This is a genomic window from Streptomyces sp. NPDC002676, from assembly GCF_053592455.1.
Genome location: NZ_JBSFVT010000007.1, coordinates 1 through 12,747 on the forward strand (window position 1 = coordinate 1; position 12,747 = coordinate 12,747).

The window sequence follows — 12,747 nt, forward strand, 5'->3', positions numbered from 1 at the left end:
AAACGCCCGGTTACATTCCGAACCCGGAAGCTAAGCCTCACAGCGCCGATGGTACTGCAGGGGGGACCCTGTGGGAGAGTAGGACGCCGCCGAACAATCTTTGGAGGACCCCTGGTCCCAGCGTTCAGCTGGGACCAGGGGTCCTTTTGTTTTTACAATGCTTGCGGTACCGAAGACAGGAGTCACCCATGTCCACCAACTCTCCCGAGGATCGACCGGAGCGCGACCAGCGGCGACGGGACAGTGGTGACCGCGGTGACCGTGGCGGCTACCGCGGTGACCGCGGCGGCTTCCGTCGCGACAACGACCGTGGCGACCGCGGTGGTTACGGCCGGCGTGACGACAACAGGGGTGACCGTGGCGGCTTCCGCCGCGATGACCGCCGAGACGACAACCGCGGCGAGCGTGGCGGCTTCCGCCGCGACGACAACCGCGACCGTGGTGGTTACGGCGATCGCGACCGTGGTGGTTACGGCCGTCGTGACGACCGCCGTGATGACCGTCGTGAGGGCGACCGTGGTTCGCGTCCGGCGTTCCAGCGTGACGACCGCGACCGTGGGCCGCGTCGGGACGACCGCGGTGACCGCGGCTTCCGCCGCGACGACCGTGGCGGCGACCGCCCGGCCTTCCGCCGCGACGACCGCCGCGACGACCGCCGTGACGACCGCCGTGACGACAACCGCGGTGACCGTGGCGGTTTCCGCCGCGATGACCGCCGCGGCGGTGGCTATGGCGACCGCGACCGTGGTGGCTATGGCGATCGCGACCGTGGTGGTTACGGCCGTCGTGACGACCGCCGTGATGACCGTCGTGAGGGCGACCGTGGTTCGCGTCCGGCGTTCCAGCGTGACGACCGCGACCGTGGGCCGCGTCGGGACGACCGCGGTGACCGCGGCTTCCGCCGCGACGACCGTGGCGGCGACCGCCCGGCCTTCCGCCGCGACGACCGCCGCGATGACCGTCGCGATGACTACCGCCGTGACGACCGTCGTGACGAGCGCCGTGACGACCGTCGTGACGAGCGCCGCGACGACTACCGCGGTGACCGTCGTGACGAGCGCCGCGACGACCGCCGGGGCGAGGAGCGCGGCGGCTTCCGGCGGGACGACAGCCGGGGTGAGCGCGGTGGCTTCCGGGGCCGGGACGACCGAGGCGGCCGTGGGCCCCGTCGGGACGACCGCGGTGGTCGCCCCGGAGGCTTCCGTGGACGTGACGACCGGCGTGGTGGCGGTGGCCGTTTCCGCGAGGAGCGGGAGCGCGACCGTGACCGGGAGCCGATCAAGCGGCTGCCGATCCCGGAGGACGTCACCGGCGAGGAGATCGACAAGGACGTCCGCCAGGAGCTGCAGAGCCTGCCGAAGACGCTCGCGGAAGACGTCGCCAAGAACCTGGTGATGGTCGCGCGGCTCATCGACGAGGACCCCGAGGGCGCCTACGGCTACTCCAAGGTGGCGCTGCGCCTCGCGTCCCGCGTGGCCGCCGTGCGCGAGGCCGCCGGCTTCGCCGCCTACGCCAACCAGAAGTACAGCGAGGCACTCGCCGAGTTCCGGACCGCGCGGCGGATGACCGGCACCGCGGAGCTGTGGCCGGTGATGGCCGACTGCGAGCGTGGTCTCGGCCGGCCGGAGAAGGCGCTGGACATGGCCGGCGCCCCGGAGGTGCAGAGGCTGGACAAGGCCGGCCAGGTCGAGATGCGGCTCGTCGCGGCCGGTGCCCGGCGTGACATGGGGCAGCTGGACGCGGCCATCGTGACCCTGCAGAGCCCGGAGCTGGCCTCCAACTCCGTGCAGCCCTGGACCGCTCGCCTGCGCTACGCCTACGCCGACGCGCTGCTCGCCGGCGGTCGTACCGCGGAGGCCCGCGAGTGGTTCGCGAAGGCCGTCGAGGCCGACCGGGACGGCAGCACGGACGCCTCCGACCGGCTCGCCGAACTGGACGGCGTGGAGTTCGTGGACGCCCTCGACGAGAGCGAGGACGACACGGACGCCGAGGACACCTCCGCAGAGGGCGACAAGGACGACGAGGGCGACCAGGGCGCCGAGGGCGACCTTGACGACCGGGACTGATGTGAGCCGGTGACGGCATGACGAAGGGCGGGACCGACGAGGTCCCGCCCTTTCGCATGTGAACGGCTCAGATCTCCAGCGCCCGCAGCACCAGCCCCGACGCCGGCTTCGGGCCGAAGGACGTCGACTTGCGGGGCATCGTCACGCCCTGCCGGGCCAGTTCGCGTACGACCTCCTCGCGGACGGGGTGCAGCAGCACGGCCGTACCGCCGTCCTGTTCCGCCTTCGCGACCGTCGCGGCCGTGTCGTGGATGTAGGCGATGTGGGCGGGGGAGTCCTCGGGGATGCACCACACGTGGTCCAGGAGCGCGGCGTGCAGGACGGTCGCGTCCAGGGAGCGCCAGGCCGTCGGGCGGTCCGTGGGGATCGTACGGGCCAGGAGGCCGGGGTCGGGGCGGTCTATGAGGTGGAAGGCGCCGTCGCCGGCCAGCAGGAAGGCGTTGCCGGCGCAGGCCGCGTCCGCCAGCGCCTCCAGGGCCTCCGGCAGGGGCACCTCCAGGTGCCGTACCCGGAACAGGCCCTCCACGGCCGCGAGCGCGTCCGCGACCGGCAGGCCGTGCAGCAGGCGGTGGATGGCGCGGACGCGCAGCGGGTAGCGGGCGGTGTCGACCAGGAGGACCAGGCCGTAGTCCCAGGGGCTCGGGGAGGGCTGTTCCGCGCGGAGCATCCGGTAGGTGGCCCAGCGGTGGTGGCCGTCGGCGATGAGGGCCTGGTGGTGGGCCAGGTCGGACTGGATGCGGGCCATGTCGGCGGGGTCGGTGACCGACCACAGGCGGTGGTGGAAGCCGTCCTCGGTGGTCGTGTCCAGGAGCGCGGGACCCTGCACCGTGCGCTCGACGACCTCGGCCGCGCTGCCGTTGCCGCGGTAGGTGAGCAGCAACGGCTCCAGGTTCGCGCGGGTGGCGCGCATCAGGGCCGCGCGGTCGGCCACCAGCGGGGGCATGACGTCCTCGTGCGGCAGCACCACGCCCTCCGCGGGCTCTGACACGCGTAGAGCGCCGATGACACCTCGCTGGAGCATGCCGCCCCCGTCCCGCTGCTCGTACACGTACAGAGCGGGGTCCGGGTCGGCGGTCAGGACGCCCTCGGCGAGCCAGCGGCGCAGGGTGTCGGCTGCCTGTTCGTTGCGGGCGGTAGGGGTGCCGGCCTGGGGAAGGATCAGCCGGACGATGTTGTACGGGTCGGCCGACTGGAGGTGAACGACACCGTCGGGGCGTACGACGACGTCGTACGGCGGGGACGTGACGGAGGCGAGGCTGCCGACCCGGTCGGGGTCGTAGCGAAGGCCTCGGAACGGGGTCAGTTCCAGGCCTCGGCGCGCCGTTGCTTCCGAGTGACCTGCAGTGTTCATCCCGGCATCGTACGTGTGTCAGTGCCGTGCGGGATGATCGATGTGGGAAAGCGAGCGAACGAGGAGCGATGTGGAATGAGCCAGAGCGTCAGGACGAGGCCCGAGGGCAGCGGCCGTCCCCTGAGCGAGGCGTACGACACGGCGCTGCTCGATCTGGACGGAGTGGTGTACGCGGGCGGGAGCGCGATCGCGCACGCCGTCGGCTCGCTGGCCCGTGCCCGCGCGGGCGGGATGCATCTGGCGTACGTCACGAACAACGCGCTGCGGACACCGGATGCCGTGGCGGAGCACCTGACCGAGCTGGGGATACCGACGGGCGCCGGTGACGTCATCACCTCGGCGCAGGCCGTCGCGCGGCTGATCAGCGAGCAGGTGCCGGCCGGGGCACGGGTGCTGGTGATCGGCGGTGAGGGGCTGCGGGTCGCGCTGCGGGAACGGGGGCTGGTGCCCGTGGAGTCGGCGGACGACGACCCGGCGGCGGTCGTGCAGGGGTACGGCGGGCCCCAGCTGACCTGGGGGCGGTTCGCGGAGGCGTCGTACGCGGTGGCGCGCGGGGTGCCGTGGTTCGCGTCCAACACCGATCTGACGATCCCGAGCGGGCGGGGCATCGCGCCGGGCAACGGCGCGGCCGTGGAGGTCGTACGGATCGCGACGGGCGCCGAGCCGCAGGTGGCGGGCAAGCCGCTGCCGCCCATGCACCGGGAGACGATCCTGCGGACGGGCGCGAAGCGGCCGTTGGTCGTCGGGGACCGGCTGGACACGGACATCGAGGGCGCGTTCAACGGCGAGGTGGACTCGCTGCTGGTGCTGACCGGCGTCACCGACGGCGCCCGGCTCCTTGCCGCGCCCCCGCACCACCGCCCGACGTTTGTGGACGCCGACCTGCGCGGACTGCTCACCGGGCAGCCGGAGGTCACCCAGGACGGGGACGGGTTCCGTTGCGGCGGCTGGACGGCCCGGGCCGGGGCCGAGCAGCTGGAGCTGGAGGGCGAGGGGGAGGCGACGGACGGGCTGCGGGCACTGTGCGCCGCGGCCTGGACGGCGGCCGGTACGGGTTCCTGCGCGCTGGACGGGGGGAAGGCGCTGGCCAGGCTCGGACTGTAGAGCACCGGGACCGGGCACCGTGACTCCGCGTGTGGGCCGGGGGTCGAGTTCGTAAGCGAGGGTAGGCTAACCTAACCTCGTGGTGATCGACAGTCCTCCGGAACCGCGCGCGGAGACCGCCCCCGCGCCCCCGACCCGCCGGGCGGCACGGGCCCTCGGGCTCCTGCTCTCCCTCGCGATCCTGTTGCTCGTCGCCCTGGCGAGCATCGCGATCGGGGCGAAGGCGCTCTCGGTGGACCAGGTCTGGCACGGCCTGTTCCACGCCTCGGGGACCTACGGCGACGTCGTCGTGGACGAGCGGCTCTCGCGCACCGTCCTCGGCCTGCTGGCCGGTGCCGCGCTCGGTCTGTCCGGGGCGGTGCTCCAGGCGCTCACCCGCAATCCGCTGGCCGACCCCGGGCTGCTCGGCATCAACGCGGGCGCCTCGGCGGCCGTCGTCACCGCCATCACCTACCTCGGCGTCACGAGCCTCACCGGTTATGTGTGGTTCGCCTTCGCCGGTGCGGCGGCGGTCGGCGCGCTGGTGTGGTTCCTCGGTGGCAGCAGGGGCGCCACCCCGGTACGGCTCGCGCTCGCCGGCACGGCGATCAGCGCCGCGCTCTACGGCTACCTCCAGGCCGTGATGATCACGGACGACGCGGCGCTCGGCAGGATGCGCTTCTGGACGGTGGGTTCGCTGTCCTCGGCCACCGACGCGACGATCATGCAGGTGCTGCCGTTCCTCGCGGCCGGCACGGTCCTCGCCCTGGCCCTGGCCCGCCCGCTGAACGCCGTGGCGATGGGCGACGACACCGCCCGCGCCCTCGGCGCGAACCTGGGCCGCACCCGGGCGCTGGCCATGCTGGCCGCGACCGTGCTGAGCGGTGCCTCCACCGCCGCCTGCGGCCCGATCGTCTTCGTCGGCCTGATGGTCCCGCACGTCGTGCGCTCCTTCACCGGCCCCGACCTGCGCTGGATCCTGCCGTACGCCACGGTCCTGTCGCCCGTGCTGCTGCTCGGCGCCGACGTCGCCGGCCGCGTCGTCGTCCGCCCCTCGGAACTCCAGGTCGGCATCGTCACCGCGCTCATCGGCGGCCCGGTCTTCATCTATCTCGTACGACGGCGGAGGACGGCCCAGCTGTGAAGACCAACCGTGTCCTCAGGGCGCCCGGCGGGCTGTCCCTGCGCCTGGACGTGCGCGCGCTGCTCGTCGTCGTCCTGCTGCTGGCCGCCACGGGCGCCGCGGGCATTGCGCTCATCGGCACCGGCGACGCGAAGATCCCGGCCGCCGACGTCATCAGGACGCTGGCCGGAAACGGCACCGCCTACCAGGACTTCATCGTCAACGAGCTGCGGCTGCCGCGCGTCCTGGTCGGCCTGCTGGTCGGCGCCTCGCTCGGCCTCGGCGGCGCCCTGTTCCAGTCCGTCTCGCGCAACCCGCTCGGCAGCCCGGACGTCCTCGGCCTGTCCCAGGGCTCCACGGCGGGCGCGCTGGTCGTGATCGTGCTGATGTCCGGCAGCGCCACCCAGGTCACCGTCGGCGCCCTGATCGGCGGCCTGGCGACCGGCCTGGCCGTCTATCTGCTCGCCTGGAGGCAGGGCGTGCACGGATACCGGCTGGTCCTGGTCGGCATCGGCGTCAACGCGGTCGTCACCGCGGTCAACGGCTATCTGCTCACCAAGGCCGACCTGGTCGACGCGGCCCGCGCGGTCGTGTGGATGACCGGCTCGCTCAACGGCCGCGACTGGGACCAGGTCGAGCCGCTGGCGATCCTGTGCGCCGTCCTCGTCCCGCTGGTCCTCGCGGGCGCGCGCGCCCTCAGGATGACGGAGATGGGCGACGACGTCGCGGGCGCCCTCGGGGTGCGGGTGCAGCGCGTACGGCTGGTGCAGATGGTCTGCGCCGTGCTGCTCACCGCCGCCGCCACGGCCGCCGCCGGACCCGTCAGCTTCGTCGCGCTCACCGCCCCGCAGCTCGCCCGGCGCCTGAGCCGCTCACCGGGGCCGAACCTGGTGCCCTCCCTCTGCATGGGCGCCGCCCTGCTGGTCGCCGCGGACTGGGCCGCGCAGCGCGCCTTCGGCGCCGACCAGCTGCCCGTCGGCGTGGTCACCGGCGTCCTGGGCGGCGGCTATCTGCTGTGGCTGCTGGTCACCGAGCGCCGGGCGGGCCGGATATGAGCGCCGTCCCCGAGGCCGTCCCAGAGGCCCTCCCCGAGTCAGACAGCAAGAGGAGCACCGTGAACCGCCTGTCCGCCGAGAAGGTCACCCTCGCCTACGACCAGCGCGTCATCGCCGAGCAGCTGTCGGTGGAGATCCCCGACAACTCCTTCACGGTGATCGTCGGCCCGAACGCGTGCGGCAAGTCGACGCTGCTGCGGGCCCTGTCGCGGATGCTCAGGCCCAGCCAGGGCCGGGTGCTGCTGGACGGGCAGGCCATCCAGTCGCTGCCCGCGAAGAAGGTCGCCCGCACGCTCGGCCTGCTGCCGCAGGCATCCATCGCGCCGGACGGCATCACCGTCGCCGACCTCGTCGGCCGGGGCCGCTACCCGCACCAGGGCCTGCTGCGCCAGTGGTCGGCCGAGGACGAGCGGGTCGTGCGGGAGTCGATGCGGCAGACCGGCGTGGCCGAACTGGCCGACCGGTACGTGGACGAGCTGTCCGGCGGGCAGCGGCAGCGCGTCTGGATCGCCATGGCTCTCGCCCAGCAGACCCCCCTGCTGCTGCTCGACGAGCCGACCACCTACCTCGACATCCAGCACCAGATCGACGTCCTCGACCTGTGCGCCGAGCTGCACGAGACCCAGGGCCGCACCCTGGTCGCCGTCCTGCACGACCTCAACCACGCGGCCCGGTACGCCACCCACCTCGTCGCCCTGCGCGGCGGGAAGGTGATCGCCGAGGGCGCCCCGAACGACATCGTGACCGCCGAACTGGTCGAGGAGGTCTTCGGGCTGCGCTGCCAGGTGATCGAGGACCCCGAGACCGGGACCCCGCTGGTGGTGCCGGCGGCCCGCAAGGCCCGCGTCGAGCGGGTTACAGCAGCTTCCTGAGCCGGAACAGGTCCAGCAGGTTCGCCTCCAGGCGCACCCGGCCCCTGCCCCAGGCGGTCGCGAAATTCAGCTCGCCGTCCACCAGGGACACCAGGTCGTCCCCGGCCATGGCGAGCCTGATCTGCGCCTTCTCCCGCGGCGGCCCGGGGTGGGTCTCGTCCACCTCGATCCGGCCGCCCGTCATCCGGCCGGCGAAGGTGACATCCAGATCGGTGATGTGGCAGCTCACCGAGCGGTCCAGCGCCGCCGCCGCGCGAACCTCGCCCTCGGCGCCCTGCATGTTGTCCGAAAGCTGTCCCAGCGCGGCGCGGCATTCCTCGATCGTGGCCATCGCGCACGACGGTACCCCAGGGGTTCGAGGTAGCGTCTGGGCATGAGCGAGTCTGTGTCCGAGGCGTCCCAGGGGTCCGAGGCCGAGCCCGCGTACGACCCCGCCGCCCCGGCCCCCCTGCACGTGCCGCGCACCCCCACCGGCAACGCCGAGGTGGACGCCCAGCTGGACCGGCTCGGCGACGCCGACCACCTCGCCACCGACGGACACGTCGGGGTGTACGAGGATGTACATCGGGGGCTGCGCGACGCGCTCACCGCGCTCGACGCCCGCCCGGAACCTCCGGCTCCCACCCGTCACCCGACCGCCGCCCCTCAACGAGACCCTTCGGGTCACACCTTTTGAATCGCCGTACCAGTCGTACCAACCGAGCAGGAGCTGAACCGAACGTGGCAGGAGTCGCACGCCGTCGTCTGGACGCGGAGCTGGTCCGCCGGAAGCTCGCGCGTTCGCGCGAGCACGCCAGCCAGCTGATCGCCGCCGGGCGGGTCACCGTCGGCAAGACCGTGGCGACCAAGCCGGCCACGCAGGTGGAGACGGCGGCGGCCATCGTGGTCCAGTCCGACGACAGCGACCCGGACTACGTCTCCCGCGGCGGGCACAAGCTCGCCGGCGCGCTCAAGGCCTTCGTCCCGCAGGGGCTCGTCGTCGAGGGCCGGCGCGCACTGGACGCCGGGGCGTCCACCGGCGGCTTCACCGACGTGCTGCTGCGCGCGGGCGCCGCGCACGTCGTCGCCGTCGACGTGGGGTACGGACAGCTCGCCTGGTCGCTGCAGAGCGATGAACGCGTCACCGTCAAGGACCGTACGAACGTACGTGAGTTGACGCTCGAGGCGATCGACGGGGAAGCTGTGGATCTTGTCGTGGGTGATCTGTCCTTCATCCCGCTGGGGCTGGTGCTGCCCGCCCTGAAGCGGTGCGTGAAGCCGGACGCCGACCTCGTGATGATGGTCAAGCCGCAGTTCGAGGTGGGGAAGGAACGGCTCGGCAGCGGGGGTGTCGTACGGAGTCCGCAGCTGCGGGCGGAGGCCGTGCGAGCAGTGGCCGAGAAGGCCTGGGAGCTGGGGCTCGGGGTGCGTGGCGTCACCGCGAGTCCGCTGCCCGGGCCCTCGGGCAATGTCGAGTACTTTCTGTGGCTGCGGTCCGGCGCCCCCGAACTGGACCCGGCCGACGTTGACCGTGCAGTGGCGGAGGGGCCCCGTTGACACAGAACCAGGCGCGTACTGTCTTCCTGCTCGCCCACACCGGCCGGCCCGCGGCCATACGCAGTGCGGAGCTCGTGGTCAAGGGCCTGCTGCGGTGCGGGATCGGTGTGCGGGTCCTGGCGGAGGAGGCGCGCGACCTGCCGCTGCCGGACGAGGTGGAGCTCGTCGCCGAGGCGACCCCGCAGTGTCTCGACAGCTGCGAGCTGCTGATCGTGCTCGGCGGCGACGGCACGCTGCTGCGTGGCGCCGAGTTCGCGCGGGCCTCCGGGGTGCCGATGCTCGGCGTCAACCTCGGGCGCGTCGGGTTCCTCGCGGAGGCCGAGCGGGACGACCTCGACCGCGTCGTGGACCGGGTGGTGGCGCGCTCGTACGAGGTCGAGGAGCGGATGACCGTCGACGTCGTCGTGCACCGCAACGGCGACATCGTGCACACCGACTGGGCGCTCAACGAGGCGGCCGTGCAGAAGGCCGGCGCCGAGAAGCTGCTGGAAGTCGTGCTGGAGATCGACGGGCGCCCGGTGACCGGGTTCGGCTGCGACGGAGTCGTCCTGTCGACGCCCACCGGCTCCACCGCGTACGCCTTCTCCGCCGGGGGCCCGGTGGTGTGGCCCGAGGTGGAGGCGCTGCTGATGGTGCCGATCAGCGCGCACGCGCTGTTCGCCAAGCCGCTGGTGACCTCGCCGGACTCCGTGCTCGCGGTGGAGGTGCTGCCGCACATCCCGCCGGGCGTGCTGTGGTGCGACGGGCGGCGGACCATCGAGCTGCCGCCCGGGGCGCGGGTCGAGGTGCGGCGGGGCGCCGTGCCGGTGCGGCTGGCGCGGCTGCACCACGCGTCCTTCACCGACCGGCTCGTGGCGAAGTTCGCGTTGCCGACCACCGGGTGGCGGGGGGCACCACACCACTCCGGGGAGTGATGTAGGCGGGCCATGTGCGTTCCCGGGCCCGGACCTCGTATGGTCTGTTCCGTGTTGGAGGAGATGCGGATACGGTCGCTCGGGGTCATCGACGATGCCGTCGTCGAGCTGTCGCCCGGGTTCACCGCCGTCACCGGTGAGACGGGTGCGGGCAAGACCATGGTGGTCACCAGCCTCGGGCTGCTGCTCGGCGGGCGGGCCGACCCGGCGCTGGTGCGGATCGGGGCCGAGAAGGCGGTCGTGGAGGGGCGGGTCACCGTACCCGCGGGCGCCTCCGCCGTCGTACGCGCCGAGGAGGCCGGGGCCGAGCTGGACGACGGGGCCCTGCTGATCAGCCGGACCGTCTCCGCCGAGGGCCGCTCGCGGGCCCACCTGGGCGGGCGCAGCGTGCCTGTGGGGCTGCTCGCCGAGCTGGCCGACGACCTGGTGGCCGTGCACGGCCAGACCGACCAGCAGGGGCTGCTGAAGCTGTCCCGGCAGCGGCAGGCCCTGGACCGGTACGCGGGCGACGCCGTCGCCGTGCCGCTGGCCAAGTACGCCGAGGCCTACCGGCGGCTGCGGGCCGTAGCCGCCGAGCTGGACGAGATCACCACGCGCGCACGTGAGCGGGCCCAGGAAGCCGACATGCTGCGCTACGGGCTGGACGAGATCGCCGCCGTGGAGCCGCGCGCCGGCGAGGACGTGGAGCTGGCCGAGGAGGCCGAGCGGCTCGGGCACGCCGAGGCCCTGGCCTCCGCGGCGACCGCCGCGCACGCCGCTCTCGCAGGCAATCCCGAGGACCCCGAGGGCATCGACGCCGCCACCCTCGTCGCGGGCGCACACCGGGCGCTGGAGGCCGTGCGCTCGCACGACCCGGCGCTGGCCGCGCTCGCCGACCGGATCGGCGAGATCGGGATCCTGCTGGGTGACGTCGCCGGTGAGCTGGCCGGGTACGCCGACGACCTGGACGCCGACCCGCTGCGGCTGGCCGCCGTGGAGGAGCGGCGGGCCGCGCTGACCGCGCTCACCCGCAAGTACGGCAAGCACGGCGAGGACACCGCCGCCGTCCTCGCCTGGGCCGAGCAGGGCGCCGCCCGGCTGACCGAGCTCGACGGCGACGACGAGCGGATCGACGAGCTGACCGCCGAACGCGACGCCCTGCGCGTCGGACTGGGCGGTCTGGCCCAGGCGTTGACGGACGCCCGGACCGAGGCGGCCGAGCGGTTCGCGGCGGCCGTGACCGCGGAGCTGGCCTCGCTGGCGATGCCCCACGCGCGCGTGTCCTTCGACATCCGGCAGACCGAGGACCCCGACGGCGTCGAGGTCGGCGGGCGCACGGTCGCGTACGGGCCGTCCGGCGCGGACGAGGTCGAGCTGCTGCTGGCCCCGCACCCGGGCGCGCCGCCGCGGCCCATCGCCAAGGGTGCCTCCGGCGGTGAGCTGTCGCGCGTGATGCTGGCCGTGGAGGTCGTCTTCGCGGGGACGGACCCGGTGCCGACGTACCTGTTCGACGAGGTCGACGCCGGCGTCGGCGGCAAGGCCGCGGTCGAGATCGGGCGGCGCCTGGCGAAGCTCGCCAAGACCGCGCAGGTCGTCGTGGTCACCCACCTGCCTCAGGTCGCCGCCTTCGCCGACCGGCAACTGCTGGTCGAGAAGACCAACGACGGCTCGGTCACCCGCTCCGGCGTGAAGGTCCTGGAGGGCGAGGAGCGCGTCCGCGAGCTGTCCCGGATGCTGGCCGGCCAGGAGGACTCGGAGACGGCACGCGCCCACGCGGAGGAGCTGCTGGCCACGGCACGGGCGGACGGGTGAGGGGCCGGGCCGGCGCCCTGCTTCTCGCCGTCGGCGTCACCCGCGCCGGCATCACCGCCCTGCGTGCCGACGCGCCCGGAACACGGGCTCGTTGGGAGCGGAAGAACTACGCCGGGCGGACCGTCGAGCTGTACGCCGGGCCGGCTTCGGCCGTCGCCGCCGCGGTGGGGGCCGCGCGGGTGCACCCCGCCGCCGGGGCCGCCGTACTCGCCGCCGGTGTCTGCGGGGCGTACGACGATGTCGTCGGCCACGCCACCGGGGACACCCGGCGCGGTTTCCGGGCGCACCTCGGGGCGCTGCGGCAGGGAGAAGTCACCAGCGGCGCCGTGAAGTTGTTCGGGATCTCGGCCGCCGGGCTGGTCGCGGGCGCGCTGCTGAAGGAGCGGCCGTTCGACAAGCTCCTCGCCGGGGTCGTCATCGCGGGCGCCGCCCACTTCGTCAACCTCGTGGACGTACGCCCGGGGAGGGCCGCCGGCGCGGTGCTCGCGCTGGGCGCGCCGGGCCTGCTGCGGAGCGGGCCCGCCGCCGAACTGTCCGCCGTGGCGATGGGGGCCGCGGCGGCCGTACTGCCGGACGACCTGGGGGAGCGCGCGATGATCGGGGACACTGGGGCGCACGCCCTCGGCGCGGCCCTGGGCGCCGCCGCCGTCGCGGGCAACCGGCGCGCGGGACTGCTCGCGCACGCCGTCGCCGTGGTGGCCGCCGCCGTGTACGGGGACCGGGTGAGCGCCTGGGCACGCGAGCTGTGAGCGGCTGACCTCGCCGTACGGCGGCGCGGGCCCGACGTGCGGCGGCGCGGGCCGTTCGTCCGTGCCGGGCCTTCCTTCACCCGTGTGGGTGACGTGCTCCGGCGCATTGCCCCGGCCCGCCGCGCTGTGCGCCTCCCGGTAATTGCCGGAACAGCCGTACGGCCTGGCATGCTTGGCGGGGAACCCGCATCGCCGGCAGGCGCGCAC

At 73.8% G+C, this 12,747-nt stretch carries 12 protein-coding genes and 1 rRNA gene; 11 read left to right on the forward strand and 2 right to left on the reverse strand.

Translation table 11 applies throughout. From position 1 onward, the window contains the following. Both rrf and ACWD3E_RS20670 read left to right on the forward strand, forming a co-directional pair. Window positions 1-95: ribosomal RNA gene (gene rrf, locus ACWD3E_RS20665) — 5S ribosomal RNA — on the forward strand; the annotation flags it as partial. A gap of 1,191 nt (window positions 96-1,286) precedes the next feature. Continuing rightward, window positions 1,287-2,066 carry a tetratricopeptide repeat protein gene (locus tag ACWD3E_RS20670; RefSeq protein ID WP_451389359.1) on the forward strand — a complete coding sequence of 260 codons (780 nt, stop codon included), beginning with the start codon at window positions 1,287-1,289 and terminating at the stop codon, window positions 2,064-2,066. 67 nt (window positions 2,067-2,133) lie between these two features. On the opposite strand, the gene ACWD3E_RS20675 is transcribed toward ACWD3E_RS20670, so the two are convergent. Further along, complete coding sequence (locus ACWD3E_RS20675; RefSeq protein ID WP_451388999.1) at window positions 2,134-3,417, reverse strand: DUF1015 family protein; 1,284 nt, start codon at window positions 3,415-3,417, stop codon at window positions 2,134-2,136. Window positions 3,418-3,492: 75 nt separating this feature from the next. Between ACWD3E_RS20675 and ACWD3E_RS20680 the strand changes: the two genes are divergently transcribed. The 4 genes from ACWD3E_RS20680 (at window position 3,493) to ACWD3E_RS20695 (ending at window position 7,550) form a co-directional block, all read left to right on the forward strand. Further along, complete coding sequence (locus ACWD3E_RS20680) at window positions 3,493-4,521, forward strand: HAD hydrolase-like protein (protein WP_451389000.1); 1,029 nt, start codon at window positions 3,493-3,495, stop codon at window positions 4,519-4,521. Between the two features lie 79 nt (window positions 4,522-4,600). Further along, entirely contained in the window at window positions 4,601-5,644 is a 1,044-nt protein-coding gene (locus ACWD3E_RS20685) for a FecCD family ABC transporter permease (protein WP_451389001.1), read from the forward strand. Beyond that, on the forward strand, window positions 5,641-6,678 hold the full coding sequence (locus tag ACWD3E_RS20690; protein WP_451389002.1) for a FecCD family ABC transporter permease: 1,038 nt from the start codon (window positions 5,641-5,643) through the stop codon (window positions 6,676-6,678). The genes ACWD3E_RS20685 and ACWD3E_RS20690 overlap by 4 nt, the downstream gene beginning before the upstream one ends. Before the next feature lie 59 nt (window positions 6,679-6,737). Further along, entirely contained in the window at window positions 6,738-7,550 is an 813-nt protein-coding gene (locus ACWD3E_RS20695; RefSeq protein WP_451389003.1) for an ABC transporter ATP-binding protein, read from the forward strand. Here the strand turns inward: ACWD3E_RS20695 and ACWD3E_RS20700 are convergent. Continuing rightward, on the reverse strand, window positions 7,534-7,881 hold the full coding sequence (locus ACWD3E_RS20700; protein ID WP_451389004.1) for a sterol-binding protein: 348 nt from the start codon (window positions 7,879-7,881) through the stop codon (window positions 7,534-7,536). The genes ACWD3E_RS20695 and ACWD3E_RS20700 overlap by 17 nt on opposite strands. Before the next feature lie 42 nt (window positions 7,882-7,923). Between ACWD3E_RS20700 and ACWD3E_RS20705 the strand changes: the two genes are divergently transcribed. The 5 genes from ACWD3E_RS20705 to ACWD3E_RS20725 are packed head-to-tail and all read left to right on the forward strand — an operon-like array spanning window position 7,924 to window position 12,540. Continuing rightward, window positions 7,924-8,226 (forward strand): hypothetical protein, encoded by a 303-nt coding sequence (locus ACWD3E_RS20705; protein WP_451389005.1) that lies wholly within the window; start codon window positions 7,924-7,926, stop codon window positions 8,224-8,226. Window positions 8,227-8,270: 44 nt separating this feature from the next. Next, complete coding sequence (locus ACWD3E_RS20710; protein ID WP_451389006.1) at window positions 8,271-9,086, forward strand: TlyA family RNA methyltransferase; 816 nt, start codon at window positions 8,271-8,273, stop codon at window positions 9,084-9,086. Next, complete coding sequence (locus ACWD3E_RS20715) at window positions 9,083-10,000, forward strand: NAD kinase (protein ID WP_451389007.1); 918 nt, start codon at window positions 9,083-9,085, stop codon at window positions 9,998-10,000. Before ACWD3E_RS20710 ends, ACWD3E_RS20715 begins: the two co-directional genes overlap by 4 nt. Before the next feature lie 39 nt (window positions 10,001-10,039). Beyond that, entirely contained in the window at window positions 10,040-11,791 is a 1,752-nt protein-coding gene (gene recN, locus ACWD3E_RS20720) for a DNA repair protein RecN (protein WP_451389008.1), read from the forward strand. After that, window positions 11,788-12,540, forward strand: coding sequence for a hypothetical protein (locus ACWD3E_RS20725; RefSeq protein WP_451389009.1), 753 nt, complete (start codon window positions 11,788-11,790; stop codon window positions 12,538-12,540). The genes recN and ACWD3E_RS20725 overlap by 4 nt, the downstream gene beginning before the upstream one ends. The last annotated feature ends 207 nt before the right edge of the window (window positions 12,541-12,747 follow it).

Excerpts from the sequence above, each read along its gene's own strand:
- ACWD3E_RS20675 (WP_451388999.1), bottom strand. The coding sequence starts at position 3,417 with ATGAACACTGCAGGTCACTCGGAAGCAACGGCGCGCCGAGGCCTGGAA.
- ACWD3E_RS20680 (WP_451389000.1), top strand. The coding sequence starts at position 3,493 with ATGAGCCAGAGCGTCAGGACGAGGCCCGAGGGCAGCGGCCGTCCCCTG.
- ACWD3E_RS20700 (WP_451389004.1), bottom strand. The coding sequence starts at position 7,881 with ATGGCCACGATCGAGGAATGCCGCGCCGCGCTGGGACAGCTTTCGGAC.
- ACWD3E_RS20705 (WP_451389005.1), top strand. The coding sequence starts at position 7,924 with ATGAGCGAGTCTGTGTCCGAGGCGTCCCAGGGGTCCGAGGCCGAGCCC.
- recN (WP_451389008.1), top strand. The coding sequence starts at position 10,040 with ATGGTCTGTTCCGTGTTGGAGGAGATGCGGATACGGTCGCTCGGGGTC.